Annotated in this window: 18 protein-coding genes; 8 read left to right on the forward strand and 10 right to left on the reverse strand. The window is 70.6% G+C overall.

Annotated elements, in window-relative coordinates; translation table 11 throughout:
* Positions 1-165 precede the first annotated feature (165 nt).
* From ACFSL4_RS07055 to ACFSL4_RS07085, 7 genes are all read right to left on the reverse strand, one after another.
* Entirely contained in the window at positions 166-1,140 is a 975-nt protein-coding gene (locus tag ACFSL4_RS07055) for a PAC2 family protein (protein ID WP_381079680.1), read from the reverse strand.
* Positions 1,141-1,343: 203 nt separating this feature from the next.
* A complete protein-coding gene (locus ACFSL4_RS07060) occupies positions 1,344-2,675 on the reverse strand; it encodes an amidohydrolase (protein ID WP_381079682.1) in 1,332 nt (443 codons plus the stop codon).
* Complete coding sequence (locus ACFSL4_RS07065; RefSeq protein WP_381079684.1) at positions 2,672-3,493, reverse strand: nucleoside phosphorylase; 822 nt, start codon at positions 3,491-3,493, stop codon at positions 2,672-2,674. Before ACFSL4_RS07065 ends, ACFSL4_RS07060 begins: the two co-directional genes overlap by 4 nt.
* Before the next feature lie 160 nt (positions 3,494-3,653).
* A complete protein-coding gene (locus ACFSL4_RS07070) occupies positions 3,654-5,261 on the reverse strand; it encodes a glycerol-3-phosphate dehydrogenase/oxidase (RefSeq protein ID WP_381079686.1) in 1,608 nt (535 codons plus the stop codon).
* A 6-nt stretch (positions 5,262-5,267) separates the two neighbouring features.
* Positions 5,268-6,806 (reverse strand): glycerol kinase GlpK, encoded by a 1,539-nt coding sequence (gene glpK, locus ACFSL4_RS07075; RefSeq protein WP_381079688.1) that lies wholly within the window; start codon positions 6,804-6,806, stop codon positions 5,268-5,270.
* A gap of 86 nt (positions 6,807-6,892) precedes the next feature.
* Positions 6,893-7,681, reverse strand: coding sequence for an MIP/aquaporin family protein (locus tag ACFSL4_RS07080; protein WP_381079690.1), 789 nt, complete (start codon positions 7,679-7,681; stop codon positions 6,893-6,895).
* Positions 7,682-8,092: 411 nt separating this feature from the next.
* Positions 8,093-8,857, reverse strand: a complete 765-nt coding sequence (locus tag ACFSL4_RS07085; protein ID WP_381079692.1) for an IclR family transcriptional regulator — start codon at positions 8,855-8,857, stop codon at positions 8,093-8,095.
* A 268-nt stretch (positions 8,858-9,125) separates the two neighbouring features.
* Between ACFSL4_RS07085 and metH the strand changes: the two genes are divergently transcribed.
* The 4 genes from metH (at position 9,126) to ACFSL4_RS07105 (ending at position 17,357) form a co-directional block, all read left to right on the forward strand.
* Entirely contained in the window at positions 9,126-12,653 is a 3,528-nt protein-coding gene (metH, locus tag ACFSL4_RS07090; protein WP_381079694.1) for a methionine synthase, read from the forward strand.
* A 262-nt stretch (positions 12,654-12,915) separates the two neighbouring features.
* Positions 12,916-13,617 carry an HAD family hydrolase gene (locus ACFSL4_RS07095; RefSeq protein ID WP_381079696.1) on the forward strand — a complete coding sequence of 234 codons (702 nt, stop codon included), beginning with the start codon at positions 12,916-12,918 and terminating at the stop codon, positions 13,615-13,617.
* 417 nt (positions 13,618-14,034) lie between these two features.
* Positions 14,035-15,639 carry an ABC transporter substrate-binding protein gene (locus ACFSL4_RS07100; protein ID WP_381079698.1) on the forward strand — a complete coding sequence of 535 codons (1,605 nt, stop codon included), beginning with the start codon at positions 14,035-14,037 and terminating at the stop codon, positions 15,637-15,639.
* Positions 15,640-15,773: 134 nt separating this feature from the next.
* A complete protein-coding gene (locus ACFSL4_RS07105) occupies positions 15,774-17,357 on the forward strand; it encodes an ABC transporter substrate-binding protein (RefSeq protein ID WP_381079774.1) in 1,584 nt (527 codons plus the stop codon).
* Between the two features lie 62 nt (positions 17,358-17,419).
* Here the strand turns inward: ACFSL4_RS07105 and ACFSL4_RS07110 are convergent, their stop codons facing one another.
* Together ACFSL4_RS07110 and ACFSL4_RS07115 are read right to left on the reverse strand one after the other, a co-directional pair.
* Positions 17,420-18,091: a response regulator gene (locus tag ACFSL4_RS07110; protein ID WP_381079700.1), complete on the reverse strand. Its 672-nt coding sequence runs from the start codon at positions 18,089-18,091 to the stop codon at positions 17,420-17,422.
* A 14-nt stretch (positions 18,092-18,105) separates the two neighbouring features.
* The gene (locus ACFSL4_RS07115) at positions 18,106-19,002 is read right to left on the reverse strand and encodes a RecB family exonuclease (protein ID WP_381079702.1); all 897 of its coding nucleotides are present in this window, start codon (positions 19,000-19,002) and stop codon (positions 18,106-18,108) included.
* 224 nt (positions 19,003-19,226) lie between these two features.
* Here ACFSL4_RS07115 and ACFSL4_RS07120 point away from each other — a divergent pair, with 224 nt between their 5' ends.
* From ACFSL4_RS07120 to ACFSL4_RS07130, 3 genes are all read left to right on the forward strand, one after another.
* On the forward strand, positions 19,227-20,888 hold the full coding sequence (locus tag ACFSL4_RS07120) for a site-2 protease family protein (RefSeq protein ID WP_381079704.1): 1,662 nt from the start codon (positions 19,227-19,229) through the stop codon (positions 20,886-20,888).
* 88 nt (positions 20,889-20,976) lie between these two features.
* Entirely contained in the window at positions 20,977-21,879 is a 903-nt protein-coding gene (locus ACFSL4_RS07125; RefSeq protein WP_381079706.1) for a tRNA (adenine-N1)-methyltransferase, read from the forward strand.
* 216 nt (positions 21,880-22,095) lie between these two features.
* The gene (locus ACFSL4_RS07130; protein ID WP_381079708.1) at positions 22,096-22,674 is read left to right on the forward strand and encodes a hypothetical protein; all 579 of its coding nucleotides are present in this window, start codon (positions 22,096-22,098) and stop codon (positions 22,672-22,674) included.
* 82 nt (positions 22,675-22,756) lie between these two features.
* On the opposite strand, the gene ACFSL4_RS07135 is transcribed toward ACFSL4_RS07130, so the two are convergent.
* Entirely contained in the window at positions 22,757-23,059 is a 303-nt protein-coding gene (locus tag ACFSL4_RS07135) for a ferredoxin (protein WP_381079710.1), read from the reverse strand.
* Between the two features lie 242 nt (positions 23,060-23,301).
* Between ACFSL4_RS07135 and arc the strand changes: the two genes are divergently transcribed.
* On the forward strand, positions 23,302-25,058 hold a 1,757-nt coding region (gene arc, locus ACFSL4_RS07140; RefSeq protein ID WP_381079712.1), incomplete at its 3' end, for a proteasome ATPase.

The following is a 25,058-nucleotide window of genomic DNA, read 5'->3' on the forward strand; positions in this document are numbered from 1 at the left end:
CCGGCCCCGCCACCGCCGGCGCCGCGGGTTCGGCCCGCACCCGGCACGGCGCCGTTCGCGGTTCACGACGACGCCCCGCACCGGACACGGAGAACACCGTGATCGCCCCCGGTGCGCAGGGAAGGGCGGCATGACGAGGGCGGTGCGCCGGTGCGCACCGCCCCCTCAGTCCTCCGGCGAGTCCTCGTCCTCGCCGCCCGGCCGGGGCGGCTTCGGCGGCCGCGTACGCCCGCTCGGGTTGTCCCGCCGGTACGAGCCGCTCTCGCCGCCCTCCGCCGTGGCGTGCCCGCCCGGCGGGCTGACGTCCCGCCGCCGCAGATACCGCTCGAACTCCCGGGCGATCGCCTCGCCCGACGCCTCCGGCAGCTCGGCGGTGTCGCGGGCCTCCTCCAGCGTCTGGACGTACTCGGCGACCTCGCTGTCCTCGGCCGCGAGCTGGTCCACCCCGACCTGCCAGGCACGCGCGTCCTCCGGCAGCTCGCCCAGCGGGATGCGCAGGTCCAGGAGGTCCTCCAGCCGGTTCAGAAGGGCCAGCGTGGCCTTCGGGTTCGGCGGCTGCGACACATAGTGCGGGACCGCCGCCCACAGCGAGACGGCCGGGACTCCCGCGTGCGTGCACGCCTCCTGCAGGACGCCCACGATGCCCGTGGGGCCCTCGTACTTGGTCTCCTCCAGGTCCATCCGGCGGGCCAGGTCCGGATCGGACGTGGTCCCGCTGATGGGAACCGGACGCGTGTGCGGGGTGTCGCCGAGCAGGGCGCCCAGGATCACCACCAGTTCCACGCCCAGCTCGTGCGCGAAGCCCAGCAGCTCGTTGCAGAACGAGCGCCAGCGCATCGACGGTTCGATACCGCGGATCAGTACCAGATCACGGGGTTTCTCGCCGCCCACGCGGACCACCGAGAGCCTAGTCGTCGGCCAGGTGATCTTGCGGACCCCGGCCTCCATGAACACGGTGGGGCGGTTCACCTGGAAGTCGTAGTAGTCCTCGGCGTCCAGCGCCGCGAACACCTCGCCCTTCCACTCCCTGTCCAGATGCGCGACCGCGGTGGAGGCGGCGTCGCCGGCATCGTTCCAGCCCTCGAACGCGGCCACCATGACCGGGTCGATCAGCTCGGGAACCCCCTCGAGCTCGATCACCCAGTGCCTCCTTCCGACGTGCCCTCGCCTACGTCCCAACTTTACGGCGTGCGGCGGGGGCGCCCGCAGCCCCCTTGCACGGGGGAGTGAACGGATGACTGCCCCGTGCAGGGCCGTTGAACACCCATGATCGTCGCCCCGGGCCGCCCGCGTCGACCACGGTCGCCGCTCGCCGGTCCGTCAGGCGTCGGCCACGAAGCGCATCATGGACGTCCGCCAGGCTGGACGGGGGAGGGGGCCAACGCCTCCAGATCCGCCAGCGCCGCCTCCTCGTCGAGCGTCGTCAGCACGCGGTTCCGCATCAGGACCCGCCCGTCCACCACCGTGTCCCGCACGTCCGCGGACTGCGCCGCGTACGCGAGCGTGGACCACACATCGTGCCGGGGACGCAGATGCGGCCGGCCCAGCTCCAGCACGATCAGGTCGGCCCGCTTGCCCGCCTCCAGCGAGCCCAGCCGGTCGCCGAGCCCGAGCGCGCGGGCCCCCTCCGCCGTCGCCATCCGCGCCGCCTGCTCGGCGCCGACCGCCGTGGGATCGCCGTCCGCCTTGTGCACCAGCGCCGCCTGCCGGACCGCGCCCAGCACGTCCAGGGTGTTGGAGCTGACCGCCCCGTCCGTGCCGAGGGCGACGGTCACCCCCGCGCCCAGCAGCCGCGGCACCGGCGCGATCCCGCAGCCCAGCTTGAGGTTGGACACCGGACAGTGGGCCACCGACGTGCCCGTGCGGGCCAGCGCCGCGATCTCCCGTCCGGTGAGGTCCACGGCGTGAGCCAGCAGCACATCGGGGCCCAGCAGGCCGAGCGAGTCGAGCAGTTCCACCGGACGCTTGCCGTACCGCACCTCGACGGTGGCGACCTCGGTCGCGTTCTCGGCGGCGTGGAGGTGCAGCAGCGCCCCGAACTCCCTTGCCAGCGCGGCGATTTCGGTGAGCTGCTCCGGGGCGAGGGTGTAGGCCGAGTGCGCGAAGAGCACCGGCCGGATCCCCTCCCGGGCCCCGGTCCGCCCCGCCAGATCCCGGCGCGCCCACGCCATGCGCTCCCCGTAGGCCCTGCCGTCGGGGGAGTCCGGGACGTCCATGAAGGTGGGCCCGGTCAGCAGCCGCCAGCCCGCCTCCCGTGCGACCCGCTCGGCGGCCTCGTGGAACCAGTACATGTCGAGCGCCGATGTCACCCCGGCCCGTACGCTCTCGGCGACCGCGACCCGCACCGCCGCGCCCACGGTCCCGGGCGACAGCAGTTCGGCCTCCCAGCGCAGCACGCGTTCCAGGAAGCCCTGCAGTGTGACGTCGTCGGCGCGGCCGCGCAGCAGCGTCATCGCCAGATGGGTGTGCGCGTTGACCAGCCCCGGCAGGACCAGGCACCCCCCGGCGTCGACGGCCGTGTCCGCCGCGTACCGCGCCCGCAGCTCCCCGGCCCCGCCCACCTCGACGATCGTCCCGTCGCGGACCGCGACGGCGCCTTCCCGTACGAGGGTTCCGGCGTCGTCGACCGTCAGGACGTCGCCGCCGTGCACCAGCAGGTCGACGCGCTCACTCATGTTGCGTTCCCTCCTGACGCCCGCCCGGGTGGCGCGCTCCCCGGGTGGTGCGCGCGCTCGGCCGGACACTCCTCCGCCAGCAGCCGCAACGCCTCCAGCGCGACGACCGCGCCGCGCTCCACGCCCCGTGCGACGACCTCACGGTGCGGGTCGTAGCCACCCGTGGAGAAGGACGCCCTCTCGTCGACGAGTTCGTCGGCGTTGACACCGTCCACGACGAGTACCCCGCCCGCGACGAGTCCGCGCAGCGAGGCGGTCACCAGCAGCGCGGACAGCTCCATCTCGATCGCCGCCAGGCCCGCCCCGTCGTAGGCGTTCAGCGGGATCAGCCCGGGCTGGAAGGCCGCCCGGGTCCACACGAACCCCCGGTGGTGCGGCACGCCCGCCGCACGGGCGGCGCGCAGCAGGGCGAAGACCGCCTCGGGCGCGGACACCGCCGGGTACTCGGGCGGCAGCAGCTGCTGCGTGACACCGTCGTCGCGCACGGCCGCCTCCGCGATCACCAGCTCGCCGTCGCCGATCCCCGGCCTCATCGCGCCCGCCGTGCCGAGCCGCAGGAACGTGCGGACCCCCGCGTCCGCCAGTTCCCGGAAGAGCAGGACGGCACCCGGCGCGCCGACCCCGTGCGAGGCGACCGTCATCGGCACGCCCCGCCAACTCCCCCTGAACACCCGGTACTCGCGGTGGTACGAGACCTCCGCGGCACCGTCGAGCAGCATGGCGACGTCCGCCGCGCGCGCCGGGTCGCCGACGACGACGGCGTACGGGGGCAGTCCGGTGCGGGGGACGCGCGTGACGGGCGACAGGTGCTGCGGCATGAGGCGACTCCGGCGGTGGGGGCGGGGACGGGGCGGTGGGGCCGGCCCGGTGCGGAACCCGCGGCGGGCCGGCCCCACCGACACCGTACGCAGTTGCGCCCCGCGTACCCGGAAGGGGCGGCCTCCGCCGTCGGAAGCCGCGCCCTTCCACCCGCGGGGCCTACCTCTTGTCGAGCAGGTCCTGCACCTTGCCGCGCACCTCGTCCGTGGCCAGGCCGCGGATCGTCAGGGTGGTGCGGCGGCGCAGCACGTCGTCCGCCGTCTCGGCCCACTCGTGGTCGCGGGCGTAGACGACCTGTGCCCAGATCTCCGGGGCGTCGGGGTGGATCCGCCCGCCCAGCTCCGGGCTCTCGTTGGCCAGCCGTGCGATGTCGAAGGCCAGCGAACCGTAGTGGGTGGCCAGGTGCTTGGCCGTGTCCGGCGCCATGCGCGGGCCGGGCGCGGGACCGTCGACCACGAGCCGGTGGGCGACCGCGCGCGGATTGGCGATGCCCGGCAGCGGCAGCCTCTTCGGCAGCGTGGAGATCGGCTCGAAGTCGTCGCCGAGCGGGCGGCCCGGCAGCGACTCCAGCTGCCGCATGACGGTGCGGCCGATGTGCCGGAAAGTGGTCCACTTGCCGCCCGCGACGGACAGCATGCCGCCCCTACCCTCGGTGACGACGGTCTCGCGCCTGGCCTTCGCGGTGTCACCGGGCCCGCCCGGCAGCACCCGCAGACCGGCGAAGGCATAGGTGATCAGGTCACGCCGCAACTGCTGGTCGCGGACGGAGAAGGCGGCCTCGTCGAGGATCTGTGCGATGTCCTTGTCGCCCACCGCGACCTCGGCGGGCTCGCCCTCGTACTCCTCGTCGGTCGTGCCGAGCAGCAGCATGTCCTCCCAGGGGAGGGCGAAGGTGATGCGGTACTTGTCGATCGGCGTCGCCAGCGCCGCCTTCCAGGGGGAGGTGCGCCTGAGCACCAGGTGCACGCCCTTGGACAGCCGTATGGACGGCGCCGCGTTCGGGTCCTCCATCCTGCGCAGGTGATCGACCCACGGGCCGGTCGCGTTGAGCACCAGCCGTGCCACGACGCCGAACTCGTCACCGGAGAGCCGGTCCCTCAGCTCGGCGCCGGTGACCCGGCCCCGGGTGAAGCGCAGACCGGTCACCTCGGCGTGGTTGAGGACGACGGCTCCCGCGTCGACGGCCGCGCGGGCCGTCATCAGCGCCATGCGCGCATCGTTCATCTGGTCGTCGCCGTACACGGCCACGGCCTTCAGGTTCTCGGTGCGCAGCTCCGGCACGTCCTGCCGCGCCCTGGCCGGGGAGAGCAGGTGGCCGACGCCGTCACCGAACGCCGACAGCGCGGAGTAGGCGAAGACGCCCGCCCCGAGCTTCGCGGCGCCGTGCGGCCCGCCCTTGTACACGGGAAGGTAGAACGTGAGCGGGTTCGCCAGGTGGGGTGCCACCTGGCGGGAGACCGCACGGCGCTCGAAGTGGTTCTCCGCCACCAGCCTCACCGCGCCGGTCTGCAGATAGCGCAACCCGCCGTGGAGGAGCTTGGAGGAGGCGGAGGAGGTGGCGCCGGCGAAGTCGCCGGCATCCACCAGCGCCACCCGCAGGCCCGACTGCGCGGCGTGCCACGCCGTGGAGATGCCCAGGATCCCGCCGCCGATCACCAGGAGGTCGTATGTCGCCCTGGACAACTGTTCCCGGGTCTCGGCGCGGCCCGGGTGGGAGCCGTAGGCCGGGTGCGTCCCCAGAGCCGGGACACTCTGCAGGGTGGTCATCTGTGATTACTCCTCGTGCTCGATCCAGCCCATGGTCCGCTCGACGGCCTTGAGCCAGTTCTTGTACTCACGGTCGCGGGTCTCCGCGTCCATGTGGGGCGTCCACTCGGCGGCCCGGCGCCAGTTGGCACGCAGATCGTCGGTGGTGGTCCAGAAACCGACGGCGAGACCGGCGGCGTAGGCGGCGCCGAGGCAGGTCGTCTCGGCGACCATCGGGCGCACCACCGGCGCGTCCAGGACGTCCGCGAGCGTCTGCATCAGCAGGTTGTTGGAGGTCATACCGCCGTCGACCTTGAGTGTCGCCAGCTCGACACCCGAGTCCTTGGTCATGGCGTCGGCGATCTCACGTGTCTGCCAGGCCGTGGCCTCCAGCACGGCGCGCGCGAGGTGCGCCTTGGTGACGTACCGGGTCAGGCCGGCGATCACACCGCGGGCGTCGGAGCGCCAGTACGGGGCGAACAGACCGGAGAAGGCGGGCACGAAGTAGGCGCCGCCGTTGTCCTCGACCGACAACGCGAGGGTCTCGATCTCGGCGGCGGTGGAGATCAGGCCCATCTGGTCGCGCATCCACTGTACGAGGGAGCCGGTGACGGCGATCGAGCCCTCCAGGGCGTAGACCGGCTTCTGGTCGCCGATCTGGTAGCCGACCGTGGTCAGCAGGCCCGAGTAGGAGTTGATGATCTTGTCACCGGTGTTCATCACCATGAAGGTGCCGGTGCCGTAGGTGGACTTGGTCTCGCCCTCGGAGAAGCACGTCTGACCGAACAGGGCCGCCTGCTGGTCACCGAGCGCCGAGGCGACCGGGATGCCGCCGAGCAGCTCGCCGAGCCGCCCGCCGGTGATCTCGCCGTAGATCTCGGCGGAGGAGCGGATCTGCGGCAGGATCCCCATCGGCACGCCGACCGACTCGCAGATCTTGTCGTCCCACTGCATCGTGTGCAGGTTCATCAGCAGGGTGCGGGAGGCGTTGGTCACGTCCGTGACGTGGTGGCCGCCGTCGACACCGCCGGTCAGGTTCCAGATGACCCAGGTGTCCATGGTGCCGAAGAGGATGTCGCCGGCCTCGGCACGCTCCCGAAGGCCCTCGACGTTGTCCAGCAGCCAGCGGGCCTTCGGACCGGAGAAGTACGAGGCCAGCGGCAGGCCGGTCTCGCGGCGGAAGCGGTCCTGCCCCACGTTGCGGCCGAGCTCCTTGCACAGGGAGTCGGTGCGGGTGTCCTGCCACACGAGCGCGTTGTGGACGGGCTCACCGGTGTTCTTGTCCCACAGCACCGTGGTCTCGCGCTGGTTGGTGATGCCGATGGCCTTGATGTCGTCCCGGGTGATGCCGGCCTTCTTGATGGCCCCGGCGACGACCTCCTGGACGTTGGTCCAGATCTCGGTCGCGTCGTGCTCGACCCAGCCCGGCTTGGGGAAGATCTGCTCGTGCTCCTTCTGGTCGACGGACACGATGCGGCCGTCCCGGTCGAAGACGATGCAGCGCGAGGACGTCGTGCCCTGGTCGATGGCGGCGATGAACGGGCCGGCGGTGTGTGCGTCGGTCACGGTGTGCTCCTGGGGTTCCATGGATGAAGAGAGGCGGTCTTTACGGCGCGGCGATGACGGGCGGTGCCTGGGGAAGTTCACTGTTCTCAAGCAAAGGCGACGTTGTAAATGCTCGCAGCGACCGCACCGCCGATCAGTGGACCGACCACCGGAACCCAGGCGTAGCCCCAGTCGGAACCGCCCTTGTTGGGCAGCGGGAGAAGGGCGTGCACAAGGCGCGGGCCGAGGTCGCGTGCCGGGTTGATGGCGTACCCCGTCGGGCCGCCCAGGGAGAGGCCGATTGCGACCACCACGAGCGCGGTGATCAGGGCGCCCAGGATGCCCAGGCCGTTGCCCTTGTCGTTGAGGCCCTGGGTGAGCACCGCGAGCACCAGCACGACGGTGCCGATGATCTCCGTGGCGAGGTTCATCGCCGCGTTCCGGATCTCCGGACCGGTGGAGAAGATGCCGAGCACGGGGCCGGCCTGGGCCTCCTGCGCCTCGACGGCCTTGGTGTCCTGCGCCCCCGGGCCGCCGACGATCTCCCTGTCGGTGAGGTGGGCGTGGAACTGGCCGTAGTAGGCGACCCAGACGAGGGTCGCACCGATCATGGCGCCGAGCAGCTGGCCGGCCCAGTAGACCGGGACGTCGCTCCAGTCGCTGTCCTTGATGGCCAGCGCCAGCGTCACGGCCGGGTTGAGGTGCGCGCCGGACAGCGGCGCCGAGGTGTAGACCGCCGTGAGGACTGCGAAGCCCCACCCGAAAGTGATGGCGAGCCAGCCGGCGTTCCGGGCCTTGGAGGCCTTCAGCGTCACAGCGGCGCAGACTCCGCCGCCGAGCAGGATGAGCACGGCGGTACCGATGGTCTCGCCGATGAAGATGTCGGAGCTGGACACCCGCGACTCCTTTGTCCTTCGTCCAGGGGAAGGCGAACCCCGGGTCCCTCCGGTGGTCCGCGCCCTCGGGGGTGAGAGCGATGTCGGCCCTTGGCGTCGCCACACTCTAGCGTGTATTGCCGGTAGGTGTTCGACAATGCCGACCGATGGACGGGAGTCTTGCCTCCTGTTCGCCGGGTCGTCAAGAGTCGTGTTCTCGAATGCGCGATCGTTACTGATCGCCGCAGGTCATTGATCCCCACGGGGCCCGGTGCCCGGCCGCGCCGGGACGGGGTGCGGCATCCGTCCGCGGGCAGGTGGGGGGCCGGTACGCCGCAGTCGCCGCCGTACCGGGGCCTTCGGGGCGCAGCGGGCCCAGGACACGAAAGGGCCCCCGGCCGTGCCGGGGGCCTGCGGGTGGGGGCGGGGGCCTCAGAACCGCCCGGCGCCCAGATCCCGCGACACCGCGCGGGCGCAGTCGCGAACCGCCGCGATCAGGTCGGGGCGCAGCTCCCCGTCCCGGCACACCCGCTCCACGGCGCCGGTGATGCCCACCGCGCCCACCGGCATCCGCCGCCGGTCGTGGATGGGCGCGGCGATCGAGGCCACCCCGGTCCACGTCTCCTCTATGTCGGCCGCGTAGCCACGCGCGCGCGTCATGTCGAGGATGTGCTCGAAGCCGTCCAGCTCGCACACCGTCCGGTCAGTGAACGCCTTCCGGTCCGCCTCAAGCGCCTCGCTGTGCGCGACCGGGTCGTAGGCCGACAGTACTTTGCCCAGGGCCGTGGAGTGCAGCGGTTGCATCGCCCCGATCTCCAGGACCTGCCGGCTGTCGTCGGGCCGGAAGACGTGGTGCACGATCAGCACGCCCTGCTGGTGGACCACGCCCAGGTAGACGCTCTCCCCGCTGGAGCGGGCCAGGTCGTCGGTCCATACCAGGGCGCGGGCCCGCAGCTCGTGCACGTCCAGGTAGGTGGTCCCCAGCCGCAGCAGTTCGGCACCCAGCTGGTAGCGGCCCGAGGCCGCGTCCTGCTCGACGAACCCCTCCTGCTGGAGCGTGCGGAGTATGCCGTGGGCCGTGCCCTTGGCGAGTCCCAGCGACGAGGCGATGTCCGACAGGCCCAGCCGTCGTTCGCCGCCCGCGAGCAGCCGCAGCATCGCGGCCGCCCGTTCGAGCGACTGGATGTTCCGTGCCATCGCCGTCCTGCCCTCCGTCCCCTTCGGTCGCCGACCGGTGTTCACTACCGTCGTTCGGCAATGTCGAACACTACCGGTCGTTGCCGACCTCTCGCCAATGGGTGTCGCCATCCGTTCCACCGGAATCCCCGCCCACGTCACCCGAGCCACGCGCGTCCGGCCCGTGGACGCCTCTGACCGTACGGCCCGCAGCGGGCTACTCTTGCCGGGTGCGTCTTCCATAAGAAGCGCAAAGCCGACAGCCGTCGCACTCCAGGGAGCATCTTCCATGGCCTCGTTGCCGAACCCGTCCCTTTCGTCCGTCTCCGCCGGCAGCCGGAACCGAACCGAGACCCTCCGCGACGCCCTCGCCACCCGCGTCGTGGTGGCCGACGGCGCGATGGGCACGATGCTCCAGGCCCAGGACCCCACGCTGGAGGACTTCGAGGGCCTGGAGGGCTGCAACGAGATCCTCAACCTGACCCGACCGGACATCGTCCGCTCCGTCCACGAGGCGTACTTCTCGGTGGGCGTCGACTGCGTGGAGACGAACACCTTCGGGGCGAACCACGCGGCCATGGCCGAGTACGAGATCGCCGACCGTGTGTACGAGCTGTCCGAGGCGGGTGCCCGCATCGCCCGCGACGCGGCGGACACCTTCGTCGCCGGTGACGGCCGCCCGCGCTGGGTGCTCGGCTCCATGGGCCCCGGCACCAAGCTGCCCACCCTCGGCCACATCTCCTACACCACGATCCGCGACGGCTTCCAGGCCAACGCGGAGGGCCTGCTCGCCGGCGGCGCGGACGCGCTGATCGTGGAGACGACCCAGGACCTGCTGCAGACCAGGGCGTCGGTCCTGGGCGCCCGGCGCGCCATGGAGGCCACCGGCATCGAGGTGCCGCTGCTGTGCTCGATGGCGTTCGAGACGACCGGCACGATGCTGCTCGGCTCGGAGATCGGCGCCGCGCTGACCGCGCTGGAGCCGCTGGGCATCGACATGATCGGCCTGAACTGCTCGACCGGCCCCGCCGAGATGAGCGAGCACCTGCGTTACCTCGCGCGCCACTCCCGCATCCCGCTGCTGTGCATGCCGAACGCGGGCCTGCCGGTCCTCACCAAGGACGGCGCGCACTTCCCGCTCGGCCCCGAGGGCCTGGCCGACGCCCAGGAGAACTTCGTCCGCGACTACGGCCTGTCCCTGGTGGGCGGCTGCTGCGGTACCACCCCCGAGCACCTCAGGCAGGTCGTCCAGCGCGTCCGCGGTGTCACCCCGGAGGCGCGGGATCCGCGTCCGGAGCCGGGGGCGGCGTCGTTGTACCAGTCGGTGCCGTTCCGGCAGGACACCTCCTACCTGGCGATCGGTGAGCGCACGAACGCCAACGGGTCGAAGAAGTTCCGTGAGGCGATGCTGGAGGGCCGCTGGGACGACTGTGTGGAGATGGCGCGCGAGCAGATCCGTGAGGGCGCGCACATGCTCGATCTGTGCGTGGACTATGTGGGCCGTGACGGCGTGGCCGACATGGAGGAACTGGCGGGTCGTTTCGCGACCGCCTCGACACTGCCGATCGTGCTGGACTCCACCGAAGTCGACGTCCTCAGGGCCGGTTTGGAGAAGCTGGGCGGGCGCGCGGTCATCAACTCCGTCAACTACGAGGACGGTGACGGGCCGGAGTCCCGCTTCGCGAAGGTCACCGGGCTCGCCAGGGAGCACGGTGCCGCGCTGATCGCGCTGACGATCGACGAGGAGGGGCAGGCCCGCACGGCCGAGAAGAAGGTGGAGATCGCCGAGCGGCTGATCGCCGACCTGACCGGGAGGTGGGGCATCCGCGAGGACGACATCCTCGTCGACTGCCTGACGTTCACCATCTGTACCGGTCAGGAGGAGTCCCGCAAGGACGGGATCGCGACGATCGAGGCGATCCGTGAGCTGAAGCGTCGCCACCCGGATGTGCAGACCACGCTGGGTCTGTCGAACATCTCCTTCGGTCTGAACCCGGCGGCGCGCATCGTGCTGAACTCGGTCTTCCTGGACGAGTGCGTGAAGGCGGGGCTGGACTCGGCGATCGTGCACGCCTCGAAGATCCTGCCGATCGCGCGGTTCGACGCGGAGCAGGTGGCCACGGCGCTGGACCTGATCTACGACCGCCGCAGCGAGGGCTACGACCCGTTGCAGAAGCTGATGGCGTTGTTCGAGGGCGCCACCGCCACGTCGCTCAGGGCCGGCAAGGCCGAGGAACTGGCGGCGCTGCCGCTGGAGGAGCGCCTGAAGCGGCGGATCATCGACGGTGAACGCAACGGCCTGGAGCAGGATCTGGACGAGGCGCTCAAGGAGCGGCCGGCCCTCGACATCGTCAACGAGACCCTGCTGGACGGCATGAAGGTCGTCGGGGAGCTGTTCGGCTCCGGGCAGATGCAGCTGCCGTTCGTCCTGCAGTCCGCCGAGGTCATGAAGAGCGCGGTCGCCCATCTCGAACCGCACATGGAGAAGTCGGACGAGGCCGGCAAGGGCACCATCGTGCTGGCCACCGTACGCGGGGACGTCCACGACATCGGCAAGAACCTGGTCGACATCATCTTGTCGAACAACGGCTACAACGTGGTCAACCTCGGTATCAAGCAGCCGGTCTCGGCGATCCTGGAGGCAGCCGACGAACACCGGGCCGATGTCATCGGCATGTCGGGGCTGCTGGTCAAGTCCACGGTGATCATGAAGGAGAACCTGGAGGAACTCAACTCCCGCGGCCTTGCCACCGCCTACCCGGTCATCCTCGGCGGCGCCGCCCTCACCCGGGCCTATGTCGAACAGGACCTGCACGAGCTGTACGAGGGCGAAGTGCGCTATGCCCGGGACGCCTTCGAGGGCCTGCGTCTGATGGACACCCTGATGGCGGTCAAGCGCGGCGTACCCGGGGCCAGGCTGCCCGAGCTGAGGCAGCGCCGGGTGCGGGCGGCCACGGTCGAGATGGAGGAGCCGCGGCCGGAGGAGGGCCATGTCCGCTCCGACGTCGCCACCGACAACCCGGTGCCGGAGCCGCCCTTCTGGGGAACCCGCGTCATCAAGGGCATCCAGCTCAAGGAGTACTCCTCCTGGCTGGACGAGGGCGCCCTGTTCAAGGGCCAGTGGGGCCTCAAGCAGGCACGCACGGGTGAGGGTCCGGCCTACGAGGAACTGGTCGAGACGGAGGGCAGGCCCCGGCTGCGCGGTCTGCTCGACCGGCTCCAGAGGGACAACCTCCTCGAAGCGGCCGTCGTCTACGGCTACTTCCCCTGCGTGTCCAAGGACGACGACCTGATCGTCCTCGACGAGGAGGGCAACGAGCGCACCCGCTTCACCTTCCCGCGCCAGCGCCGCGGCCGCCGGCTGTGCCTGGCCGACTTCTTCCGTCCGGAGGAGTCGGGCGAGACCGACGTCGTCGGCTTCCAGGTCGTCACCGTCGGATCGAAGATCGGCGCGGAGACGGCGCGACTGTTCGAGTCGAACTCCTACCGTGACTACCTCGAACTGCACGGCCTGTCCGTCCAGCTGGCGGAGGCGCTCGCCGAGTACTGGCACGCGCGCGTGCGGTCGGAGCTGGGCTTCGCCGGCGAGGACCCCGCCGGCATCGAGGACATGTTCGCCCTCAAGTACCGGGGCGCCCGCTTCTCCCTCGGCTACGGCGCCTGCCCCGACCTGGAGGACCGCGCCAAGATCGCCCGGCTGCTGGAGCCGGAGCGGATCGGCGTCCACCTCTCCGAGGAGTTCCAGCTCCACCCGGAGCAGTCCACGGACGCGATCGTGATCCACCATCCCGAGGCCAAGTACTTCAACGCGCGGTGACGCGCGCGCCCGTGCGCCACGGTTCCGCGGCGCCCCCTCGTCGCCGGCGCGGGGGCCCCGCCGGCGGGCGCGCAGGCCGCGACGGCGGACGCAGCCCCCTGGGCCCGCCCGGCGCCCGTGCCGCCCCCGGTGTGCCGAGACGCACCGGCGCATCTCCATCGACAGGCGCATGCTCCACGAGCGTCGTACACTGGTCGGTCCACCGCAGGCCGGTTCCCCGTCAGGGAACCGGCCTGGTCGTCCCTTCAAGGAGGTACGCCTGATGACCACCACGGTTCCCGCGCTCGGAACCCGTACGGCCGAAGGCTCCGCGCTGCAGGCGGTGCTCCTCGACATGGACGGCACCCTGGTCGACACCGAGGGATTCTGGTGGGAGGTCGAGGTCGAGGTCTTCGCCTCCCTCGGGCACACGCTCGACGAGTCGTGGCGGCACGTCGTCGTGGGCGGTCCCATGACGCGCAGCGCGGGCTTCCTGATCGAGGCCACCGGCGCCGACATCGCCTTCGAGGAGCTGAGTGTGCTCCTCAACGACGGGTTCGAGAAGCGCATCGGCCGCAACCTGCCCCTGATGCCGGGTGCCGCACGACTGTTGGCCGAACTGGCGGCGCATCGGATCCCCACAGCCCTCGTCTCCGCCTCCCACCGGCGCATCATCGACCGCGTCCTGGACTCGATCGGCCCCCAGTACTTCTCGCTGACCGTCGCGGGGGACGAGGTCGGGCGCACCAAGCCGTTCCCGGACCCGTATCTGCTCGCGGCCACGGGCCTGGAGGCGCATCCCACCCGGTGCGCGGTCGTCGAGGACACGGCGACCGGCGTCGCCGCCGCCGAGGCCGCCGGCTGCCGGGTGGTCGCCGTACCGTCGGTCGCCCCCATCGCACCGGCGGCCGGCCGAACGGTGGTGGCCTCGCTGGAAGAGGTCGACCTGCCATTTCTGCACGGTGTGATGACGGAAATGCAGTAGGCGCTGCACCGAGCGCGCCGTGGTGAATATATGCATCACCGCGCCCCCTCGAACAGAATGAATAAATGCGACCCCTTGGTCGAATTTCTGTGCGATGTGCATGGGTTTGCGTGTGACGTTCGCCATGCACAAGGGGCTCGACGGCTGGCCCGGCGTGTGCTGTTCCACCCCATTCGGGCGACCCTGGCGTGCCCTTGTGTCCCGATTGGTGAGGTGCTGCACGAATCCTTCCCCGTACCCTCTGCCGGTGCGTCCGCAGCCGGTTCCGCAGCGTGATGGGGTCTCAACTTCGGCGGCTTTAGTCATCCTTCAGGTGCGGACTAATCTCGTCGCGAAAACATCGCCACATTCCCGTGATCCGTCGCAGCGCGATGTTTGCCGGATGCACGCACTTCCCAGCTCTGGAGAAACTCGAGCATGAACCGCAAGACCTTGGTGCTGTCGGCCATCGCTGGTCTGCTCACCCCCGCCCTCGCTGCCTGCGGCGGGTCCGGCAGCGGGGGCGGGAGCGGTGACGCCATCGTCGTGGGCACCACCGACCGGTTCACCGCCTCCAGCGACACACCCGCGCCCCTCGACCCGGCGTACGCGTACGACGTGGGGAGCTGGAACATCCTCCGGCAGACCGTGCAGACGCTGATGGTCCAGCCCCGCGGCGAGGGCGAGCCCGTGCCCGAGGCCGCCGAGAGCTGCGCATTCACCGACACCGGCAACGAGCGCTACGCCTGCAAGCTGCGCAGCGACCTGAAGTTCTCCAGCGGCGACCCGGTGACCGCGGCCGACGTGAAGTTCTCCATCGACCGGGCCCTCGCCATCAAGTCCGACAGCGAGGTCTGGGCCCTGCTGTCCACCATCGACACCGTCGAGACGCGGGGTGACAACGAAGTCATCTTCCACCTCAAGACCGCGGACGCCACCTTCCCGTTCAAGCTGTCGACGCCGGTCGCCGGCATCGTCAACCCCAAGGACTACGACAAGAAGAAGCTGCGCGACGGCTTCGACATCGACGGCTCGGGCCCCTACACGATGCACGCCGAGGTCAAGGGCAACGAGCTCGTCAAGGCGACCTTCACCAAGAACCCCCACTACGACGGGCTGCTGAAGCCCAAGAACGACACGGTGGAACTGGAGTCCTTCAAGGACGCCGACAGCATGGGCGCCGCGCTCGACAAGGGCGACATCGACGTCATGACCCGCACGATGTCGCCGGAGCAGATCCGCAGGCTCCAGAACGCCAACGGCGGCGACGTGAACCTGGTGGAGATGCCGGGCCTGGAGATCCGCTTCCTCGGCTTCAACACCGACGCCCCGTCCGTGAAGAGCAAGGCCGTCCGCCAGGCCATGGCGCAGATCATCGACCGCGCCGCGCTGATCTCCAAGGTGTACGGCACCCAGGCCGAGCCCCTGTACTCCCTCGTCCCGGCCAGCATCACCGGCCACGCGAACGCCTTCTTCAACAGGTACAGCGAGCCGAGCACCGCCAAGGCCCGCACCCTGCTGACCAAGGCGGGCATCACCACTCCGGTGAAGCTGACGCTGCACTACACGACCGACCACTACGGCCCGGCCACCGCCAAGGAGTTCGAGGTGCTGCGCCAGCAGCTCAACGCCAGCGGGCTGTTCGACGTCGGCATCGAGGGCGCACCCTGGGACAAGTACCGCAAGGCCGAGCAGAAGGGCCAGTACGACGTCTACGGCATGGGCTGGTTCCCGGACTTCCCGGACGCCGACAACTACCTCGCGCCGTTCCTCGACGCGGACAACACCCTCGGCTCGCCCTACGCCAACAGCACGATCCGCAACACGCTGATCCCGCAGTCCCGCCGCGAGGCCGACCGGCTGTCCGCCACCAAGAGCCTCACCGGCATCCAGGACATCGTGGCCAAGGACGTGCCGGTCATCCCGCTGTGGCAGGGCAAGCAGTACGTCGCCACCCGTGACGGCGTCACGGGTGGCGAGTACGCCATGAATTCCTCCTCCACGCTGCAGCTGTGGGAACTCAGCCGCGGCGTCGGCAGCTGACCCTCACCCCTGCGCGGGCCCCCGGCGCCCCCTCCGGGGCCCCGCTGTGTTCGGGGTACGATCCCGGGGCGCCCACAGGCCCCGGGCCTCGTGGTGCTCGGGGCCGCCCAGAACCCGAGACAAGGCACATGCACGTGAACATGCGCACCCAGTGGCCGGTCCTGCCCCTCGCAGCGGGGCTTGCCGCCGGTCTGCTCACCGGATGCGGCACCCAGTCCGGTGACTCCGGAGGAACCGGCTCCTCCATCGTGATGGGGATGTCCGACGACGTCCTGGCCACAGACCCCGCGTCCGGATACGACCCGGGCTCCTGGCTGCTGTTCAACAACGTCTTCCAGACACTCCTGAACTTCCCCAAGGGCGGCACGGAACCCGAGCCCGAGGCCGCCAGGGAATGCCTGTTCACGGACACCCGCACCAGGGTCTACACCTGCACGCTCCAGGACGGACTGACGTTCAGCAACGGCGACCCGCTCACCTCGAAGGACGTCAAGTTCTCCTTCGACCGGCTGCTGAAGATCAACGACCCCGCCGGCCCCGCGCTCATGTTCCACATGCTCGACTCGGTGGAGACACCCGACGAGAAGACCGTCGTGTTCAAACTGAAGTACGCCGACGCCACCTTCCCCAGCAAGATAGCCTCCGGCGCCGGCTCGATCGTGGACCACACCCAGTACCCCGCCGACGCCCTGCGCAAGGACGGCAAGGCGGTCGGCTCCGGCCCGTACACCCTGGACTCCTTCAGCGAGGACAAAGCGGTCTTCTCGGTCAACGGCCGCTACAAGGGACCCGCCCGCACCCACAACTCCGGCGTCACCGTGAGGTTTTTCCACGGCGACCAGAAAGCCCTGAAGACCGCCCTGCTCGACAAGCAGGTCGACCTCGCCTACCGCGGCCTCGTCGCCGCGGACATCGCCGACGTCGCCGACGACAGCGACGTCGGCAAGGACATCAAGGTGGTCGACGGCTCCAGCGCCGAGGTCCAGCACCTCGTCTTCAACATGGACGACCCGGTGGCCGGCAGGCTCGGCGTCCGCAAGGCCATCGCCTACCTCCTCGACCGCGAAGCGCTCGTCGACAAGGTGTACGACAACACCGCGACACCGCTCTACTCGATCATCCCCGCGGGCATCACCGGCCACAGCACATCCTTCTTCGACGCCTACGGTGCCCGCCCCTCCAAGGCCAAGGCCAAGGCCGCTCTGCGGGCCGAGGGCATCACCGGCAAGGTGCGGCTGACCCTGTGGTCGACCCCCTCCCGCTACGGGCCCGCCACCGACGAGGAACTGCGGACGATCGCCCGGCAGCTCAACGACAGCGGGCTGTTCCAGGCCACGGTCAAGTCCGTCCCCTTCGACCGCTACGAGAGGGGCATCGCGGAAGGCAGGTACGGTGTCTACGTCAAGGGCTGGGTCCCGGACTACCCGGACCCCGACAACTTCACCGCGCCCTTCTTCGGCAAGGGCAACGTGCTCGACAACCGCTACGTCAACCGCACCATCACCAGCGAGCTGATCCCGAAGACGGCCGCCCAGAGCGACCGCTCCTCGACCGACGCCGACTACGGCAGACTCCAGGACATCGTCGCCGGGGACCTGCCCGTCATCCCGGTGTGGCAGGCCAAGCAGTACGCCGTCACACGCGACGACATCTACGGACTCGAGTACTGCCTCGACCCCGCGGCGGTGTTCCGGTTCTGGGAGATCAGCAAGGGCTGAGCAAGTCCGCACCGGCGGAGGGCCCCTCGGCACGAGGGCGCCCTCCGCGCACGCCGCCCCGCCTACTGCGCCCCGGGGCGCACCAGTCCGCTCTCGTACGCGTACACCGCGGCCTGCACCCGGTCCCGCAGCCCCAGCTTCGTCAGGACATGGCCCACATGGGTCTTCACCGTGGTCTCGCTGACGAAGAGATCCGCGGCGATCTCCGCGTTGGACAGCCCCCGCGCCACCAGCTTCAGCACCTCCACCTCGCGCTCGGTGAGGGTGTGCAGCGTGTCGGGCACCGGCTCCTCCCCGGACGGCAGGTGCCCCGCGTACTTGTCGAGCAGCCGGCGCGTGATGCTCGGCGCGAGCATCGCCTCGCCCGCGGCGACCACCCGGATCGCCTGCACCAGCTCATGGGCCGGAGCGTCCTTGAGGAGGAAGCCGCTGGCACCGGCGCGCAGCGCCTCCACCACGTACTCGTCGAGGTCGAAGGTCGTCAGCACCAGCACCTTGGCCGGGCCGTCCCGGCCGGGCCCGGTGATCTGCCGGGTCGCCTCCACCCCGTCCATCCGGGGCATACGGATGTCCATCAGAACCACATCGGGCTGCAGGGCACGCACCTGGTCGAGCGCCTGGAGGCCGTCCCCGGCCTCACCGACGACCGCGATGTCCTGCTCGGCCTCCAGGATCATCCGGAAGCCCGTACGCAGCAGCGGCTGGTCATCGACCAGTAGGACGCGGATGGCCACGTCAGTCTCCTTCGCTAGTCCCGCCCCATTCTGCCCTGCTCCCCGCCCCCCGGTTCCGGCGCCATGACCGGCAGCGGATACGGCGGGGGAGTGCCCCCGAACTCCGGGCAGACGGCCTGGTGGTCGCACCAGCCGCACAGCTTCGTGGGACGGGGCCGCCAGTCACCCGTCCGCGTGGCCCGCTGGATCGCCTCCCACAGCGCGAGCAGCTTGCGCTCGACGCGCTCCAGATCCGCCAGGACCGGGTCGTACGTCAGCACATCGCCGCTGCCGAGGTACACGAGCTGCAGCCGCCGCGGGACGACCCCCTTCAGCCGCCACACCACCAGGGCGTAGAACGTCATCTGGAACAGCGCGCCCTCGGCGTACTCGGGCCGGGGCGCCTTGCCCGTCTTGTAGTCGACGATCCGCACCTCGCCCGTGGACGCCACGTCGACCCGGTCGATGATCCCGCGCAGCCTCAGCCCTGACTCCAGCTCCGCCTCCACGAACAGCTCCCGCTCCGCGGGCTCCAGCCGTGTCGGGTCCTCCAGCGCGAACCAGCGCTCGACGAGCCGCTCCGCCTCCCCCAGCCAGCGTGCCATCCGCTCACCGTCCCGGTCGTCGGCGAACAACTCCACGACCTCCGGCCTGCTCTCCCGCAGCCGGTCCCACTGACCGGGCACCAGGGACCTGGCGCGCGGCACGGTCCGCTCGGCGGCGGGCACATCGAAGAGCCGCTCCAGCACCGCATGCACCAGAGTGCCCCGCGTCGCCGCCTCACTCGGCTTCTCGGGCAGCCTGTCGATCACCCGGAAGCGGTACAGCAGCGGGCACTGCATGAAGTCACCGGCGCGCGAGGGCGACAACGATGCCGGGGGCACGGCGGCCACGGCGGACGGCTCGGCGACGCCGTCGGTGCGGGATTCCATGACCACAGACCATACGGCCCGCCACTGACAGTGACACAACCGCGCCCGGCCCCAGGACGCGCACGGCGCGGATCCGGGGCCGCCGGCCCCCGCGCCGGCGCGACGGAGGGGGCCCCGGAACGGGTGCCGAGGCGGAAGACGGCCCGAGTGGCGCATACCATCGACCACAGACCCTCCCACCCGGCCACGACCGGACCAGGGAGACCATCGAACGAGGGGACAGCGTGGACGAGAGCGGCGGGAGCGGACAGCCGCGCTCCGGCAACGACGGGGCGACCGACCGCGAGGCGGTCCCCACGGCACGGACCGCCGGCACGGCACGCCCCGAGGAGGAACGGGACCGCGACGCCGGCCGGCCCGCCCCGGACGGGAACGGGACGGCACCCGGGCAGGAGGCGGGCCCCCACACGCCCGCCGACACCCCGACGGCACCCGACGACTCCCAGGACACCGCCGCCCGGCCCGCCTCGGCCGACGACGACACGACCACACCGGGCACCGTGCCCGCGACCCCCACCGCGCCGGCGGCCGCACCCGGCGACCACCCCGCGGCACCCGCCACCGCCGGTCAGGACCCAGCGCCCCGCCCCGACGACCGGGACAGCCCTCCGTCCCCCGCGGACGACCACACCGAACCGGCCACCGACGCGCGCCCCACACCCCCCACCGCCCCGGCCCGCGCCCTCGCCGACTCCGCCACCACCGGCAAGGGCCGTCCCCAAAGGCGGCCCAAGGAACCCGGCGGCGGCATCCTCATGGGCCGGCCCTTCGGCGTACCCGTCTACGTCGCCCCCAGCTGGTTCCTCGTCGCCGCCCTCATCACCTGGGTCTTCGGCGGCCAGCTCGACCGCGTCCTGCCCGGACTCGGCGCCGCCCGCTACCTCGTCTCCCTCTTCTTCGCGGTCGCCTTCTACGCCTCAGTCCTCGTCCACGAGCTCGCCCACACCGTCGCCGCCCTCCGCTTCAAGCTGCCGGTGCGCCGCATCCAGCTCCAGTTCTTCGGCGGCGTCTCCGAGATCGAGAAGGAGGCCGAGACCCCCGGCCGCGAATTCGTGCTCGCCTTCGTCGGACCGCTGCTCTCCCTCGTCCTCGCCGGGGCCTTCTACCTCGCCATGCAGCCCGTCGAACCCGGCACCGTCCCCGGCGTCCTGCTGGCCGGCCTGATGATCTCCAACCTCATCGTGGCCGCCTTCAACCTGCTTCCCGGCCTCCCCCTCGACGGCGGCCGCATGCTCCGCGCCGTCGTCTGGAAGATCACCGGCAGACCGATGAGCGGCACTGTCGCCGCCGCCTGGGTCGGCCGCGCCCTCGCCGTCTCCGTGCTGATCGGCCTGCCCCTGCTCACCCAGTCCGGAGCCCTCGGCTCCACCGCCGAGGACAACGTCGGCATGGACACCGTCACCGACGCCCTGCTCGCCGCCATCCTCGCCGCGATCATCTGGACCGGCGCCGGCAACAGCCTCCGCATGGCCCGCCTGCGCGAACACCTCCCCGAACTGCGCGCCCGCACCCTCACGCGCCGCGCCGTCCCCGTCGAGACCGACACCCCCCTCTCCGAGGCACTGCGCCGCGCCAACGACGTCGGAGCCCGCGCCCTCGTCGTCGTCGACGCCAACGGCCGGCCCCACTCCCTCGTCCGCGAGGCCGCCATCGTCGGCGTACCGGAACACCGCCGCCCCTGGGTGCCCGTCAGCGGCCTCGCCCAGGAACTCACCGACGGCATGCGCGTCTCCGCGGAACTCTCCGGTGAGGAGCTCCTCGACGTCCTGCGCGCGACCCCCGCCACCGAATACCTCGTCGTCGAGGAGACCGGCGAGATCTACGGCGTCCTGTCCGCCTCGGACGTCGAACGCGCCTTCGTCAAGGCGATGGCCCGCCCCAGCTGACCCACGGCACCAGGCCGCCCCTTTCGCCGCCCCCGGGCACGGCCGGCGCATGGTCGGCGGCGCCTCCGGCGACCGGTAGGCTGGTCACATGTCCGAACCGACCGGTGCCGCCCGCCGTCGCGGGCCCTTCAAGGTCGGGGACCAGGTACAGCTGACCGACCCCAAGGGCCGCCACTACACGTTCACACTCGAAGCGGGGAAGAACTTCCACACCCACAAGGGTTCCTTCCCCCACGACGAACTGATCGGCGCTCCCGAGGGCAGCGTTGTCCGCACCACCGGGAACGTCGCCTACCTCGCGCTGCGCCCCCTGCTCCCCGACTACGTCCTGTCCATGCCCCGCGGGGCAGCCGTCGTCTACCCCAAGGACGCGGGGCAGATCCTCGCCTTCGCCGACATCTTCCCCGGCGCCCGCGTCGTGGAAGCCGGCGTCGGCTCCGGGTCGCTCAGCAGCTTCCTGCTGCGCGCCATCGGCGACCAGGGCATGCTGCACAGCTACGAGCGCCGCGCCGACTTCGCCGAGATCGCCCAGGCCAACGTCGAACGCTACTTCGGCGGCCCGCACCCCGCCTGGCAGCTCACCGTCGGCGACCTCCAGGACAACCTGAGCGACACCGACGTCGACCGCGTCATCCTCGACATGCTCGCCCCCTGGGAGTGCCTCGAAGCCGTCTCCAAGGCACTCGTCCCCGGCGGCATCCTCTGCTGCTACGTCGCCACCACCACCCAGCTCGCCCGGACCGTCGAGTCCATCCGCGAGATCGGCTGCTTCAACGAGCCGACCGCCTGGGAGACGATGATCCGCAACTGGCACATCGAGGGCCTCGCCGTACGCCCCGACCACCGGATGATCGGACACACCGGCTTCCTCCTCACCGCCCGCCGCCTCGCCGACGGCGTCGAGCCGCCCATGCGCCGCCGCCGCCCCGCCAAGGGCGCCTACGGCGAGGACTACGCCGGACCCAACGCCGACGGAGGCCACGGCCGCTGAAGCGGCCCGCACCCCAGGCCAACGCACCAGCGCCGTGGCCGAGTTCCCCGAACACCCGGGAACTCGGCCACGGCGCTGGTGCGTTGAGGCACCGTCCACGCCCCGACACCTGACGCACCGCCAGAACCGTGGCCCCGCCGTTCCCTCGGCACTGTGACGTGTGGCACGATGCGGGGCACCCCCGCCGGTACAGCCCTCACAGGAGACACCTCCCTCGTGCAGCACCCCGCCGTCCCGGAACTCGCGCGCACCGCCACCCGGCCCATCCACTGGGTCGCCACCGCCACCGCCATCTCCGGCGTGATCGCCCTGTCGTCCGTGCTGCAACCGGGCTCCTCCGCGACGGCGGCACAGCCCCACACCGGGACCAAGGCGGCCCCGGTCACCGCCACGCCCCCCGACCCCGCGCGGGCCGACTTCCCCCTCGACTGCGGGCCCACCAAGCCCCTCGTCCAGAAGAAGGCCACCGGCGACCTCGACGGCGACGGCCGCCCCGAAACCGTCGCCCTCGTCCACTGCGACGCGGGCATGGGCACCCCACCTGACGGCGTCTACGTCCTCACCCGGGCCGCGAGCAACCCCGAGCCCCGCGTGGTGGCCACCCTCGTCGACCCCAAGGACCGCCTCACCGTCACCGACTTCGCCGTCCGCGACGCTGCGGTCACCGCCACCCTCCTCGGCTACTCCTCGCCCGACGTACCGAGTTGCTGCCCCGACGTGAAGACCTCCGCCAAGTGGCAGTGGAAGGGTGGCGTGTTCGTCCGCTCCACACCCCCCGGCAGCCGGAGCGTGTGACCACCACGCCGCGCACCCGTCCAACTACCGGGCGAACCGAATGTGAGAAACCAGACATTCGTGACAGCGGGTGGTCCTACGATCACGCGGCGTCCGGACCGTGGACCTCCACGCTGTCCGAGATCCGACGCACATGAATGCACTCCCCCGGGCACTCCGAAGCCGAGGCAACCACATCCGCGAGCACCGGCAACGGCACCGGTGCAGCGGCCCTGACCTGCAAAAGCTCGCCATCCGAGCCCTTCACGTAGGCCAGCCCGTCGATGTCCAGCTCGAAGACCTCCGGCGCATACTGGACACAGATGCCGTCCCCGGTACACAGATCCTGGTCGATCCACACCTCCAGCGCCCCGTTGCCGGACCCGGCCCCTTGCTGCACGGTCATCTCCCTGAGTCTCCTGCGCCGGGCCACCGGGAATCCGGCCAGCTCCGACGGGTGTTGGACACCCCGAGACTACCCTCGGCCGCTTCCCAACCATGTTCGGTGGGTATTCCCCTGGCGTGAGGGAGAGCGCAAGGGTGAAGATCGGACACACCCCGACAGTCTTTGTGATCTAGGGGTTTCAATCGACACCCGCCCAGGTAGGGTCTGGAAGCGTCCAGCTCCCCTTGGAGGAGGTGAGGACCGTGGCAGCCCACGACGACGACATGAACCGCGGCATCCGCCCGGGACGAGGGTCCGACGACCCTGCCGGGCAGATCGCCTACCTTGAGCAGGAGATCGCCGTCCTGCGACGCAAGCTCGCCGACTCTCCGCGACACACGAGGATTCTCGAAGAGCGGATCGTCGAGTTGCAGACCAACCTGGCCGGCGTGTCCGCGCAGAACGAGCGGCTCGCCAATACGCTCCGTGAGGCCCGCGACCAGATCGTCGCCCTCAAGGAAGAAGTCGACCGGCTCGCACAGCCACCGGCCGGCTTCGGCGTCTTCCTGCAGGCGAACGAGGACGGCACGGCCGACATCTTCACCGGAGGCCGCAAACTCCGCGTGAACGTCAGCCCCGGCGTCGAACTCGACGAGCTCCGGCGCGGCCAGGAAGTGATGCTCAACGAAGCGCTCAACGTGGTCGAGGCCATGGAGTTCGAGCGCGTCGGTGACATCGTCACCCTCAAGGAGATCCTGGAGGACGGCGAGCGCGCCCTCGTGCTCGGGCACACCGACGAGGAACGGGTGGTACGGCTCGCCGAGCCGCTGCTGGACGTCACCATCCGACCCGGCGACGCCCTCCTGCTCGAACCACGCTCCGGCTACGTCTACGAGGTCGTGCCCAAGAGCGAGGTCGAGGAACTCGTCCTCGAAGAGGTACCGGACATCGGCTACGAGCAGATCGGCGGCCTCGGCAACCAGATCGAGGCCATCCGCGACGCCGTCGAGCTCCCCTACCTCTACCCCGACCTGTTCAAGGAGCACGAACTGCGGCCGCCCAAGGGCGTCCTGCTGTACGGGCCCCCCGGATGCGGCAAGACGCTCATCGCCAAGGCCGTCGCGAACTCCCTCGCCAAGAAGGTCGCCGAAGTGACCGGCCAGGCCGCCGGCAAGAGCTTCTTCCTCAACATCAAGGGCCCCGAGCTCCTGAACAAGTACGTCGGCGAGACCGAGCGGCAGATCCGCCTCGTCTTCCAGCGCGCCCGCGAGAAGGCCAGCGAGGGCACCCCCGTCATCGTCTTCTTCGACGAGATGGAATCCCTCTTCCGCACCCGCGGCTCCGGCGTCAGCTCGGACGTGGAGAACACCATCGTCCCCCAGCTGCTCGCAGAGATCGACGGCGTGGAGGGCCTGCAGAACGTCGTGGTCATCGGCGCCTCCAACCGCGAGGACATGATCGACCCCGCGATCCTGCGCCCCGGCCGGCTCGACGTGAAGATCAAGATCGAGCGTCCGGATGCCGAAGCGGCCAAGGACATCTTCGGGAAGTACCTCACCGAGAACCTCCCCCTGCACGCCGACGACGTCAGCGAGCACGGAGGCGACAAGGCGCTCACCGTCCAGGGCATGATCCAGACCGCCGTGGAACAGATGTACGCCGAATCCGACGAGAACCGCTTCCTCGAGGTCACCTACGCCAACGGCGACAAGGAAGTCCTCTACTTCAAGGACTTCAACTCCGGCGCCATGATCGAAAACATCGTCGGCCGCGCCAAGAAAATGGCGATCAAGGACTTTCTCGAACACAGCCAGAAAGGCCTCAGGGTCTCCCACCTCCTCCAGGCATGCGTGGACGAGTTCAAGGAGAACGAGGACCTGCCCAACACCACGAACCCCGACGACTGGGCCCGCATCTCCGGAAAGAAGGGCGAACGGATCGTCTACATCCGCACCCTCATCACCGGAAAGCAGGGTGCAGACACCGGACGCTCCATCGACACGGTGGCGAACACCGGCCA

This window comes from Streptomyces caeni, from assembly GCF_042678285.1.
GTDB classification, from domain to species: domain Bacteria; phylum Actinomycetota; class Actinomycetes; order Streptomycetales; family Streptomycetaceae; genus Streptomyces; species Streptomyces caeni.

What these genes read in the sequence shown, in the direction of transcription:
- ACFSL4_RS07060 (WP_381079682.1), bottom strand. Translation starts at nt 2,675, where the DNA reads ATGAGTGAGCGCGTCGACCTGCTGGTGCACGGCGGCGACGTCCTGACG.
- ACFSL4_RS07065 (WP_381079684.1), bottom strand. Translation starts at nt 3,493, where the DNA reads ATGCCGCAGCACCTGTCGCCCGTCACGCGCGTCCCCCGCACCGGACTG.
- ACFSL4_RS07070 (WP_381079686.1), bottom strand. Translation starts at nt 5,261, where the DNA reads ATGACCACCCTGCAGAGTGTCCCGGCTCTGGGGACGCACCCGGCCTAC.
- ACFSL4_RS07085 (WP_381079692.1), bottom strand. Translation starts at nt 8,857, where the DNA reads ATGGCACGGAACATCCAGTCGCTCGAACGGGCGGCCGCGATGCTGCGG.
- metH (WP_381079694.1), top strand. Translation starts at nt 9,126, where the DNA reads ATGGCCTCGTTGCCGAACCCGTCCCTTTCGTCCGTCTCCGCCGGCAGC.
- ACFSL4_RS07095 (WP_381079696.1), top strand. Translation starts at nt 12,916, where the DNA reads ATGACCACCACGGTTCCCGCGCTCGGAACCCGTACGGCCGAAGGCTCC.
- ACFSL4_RS07100 (WP_381079698.1), top strand. Translation starts at nt 14,035, where the DNA reads ATGAACCGCAAGACCTTGGTGCTGTCGGCCATCGCTGGTCTGCTCACC.
- ACFSL4_RS07115 (WP_381079702.1), bottom strand. Translation starts at nt 19,002, where the DNA reads ATGGAATCCCGCACCGACGGCGTCGCCGAGCCGTCCGCCGTGGCCGCC.
- ACFSL4_RS07125 (WP_381079706.1), top strand. Translation starts at nt 20,977, where the DNA reads ATGTCCGAACCGACCGGTGCCGCCCGCCGTCGCGGGCCCTTCAAGGTC.
- ACFSL4_RS07135 (WP_381079710.1), bottom strand. Translation starts at nt 23,059, where the DNA reads ATGACCGTGCAGCAAGGGGCCGGGTCCGGCAACGGGGCGCTGGAGGTG.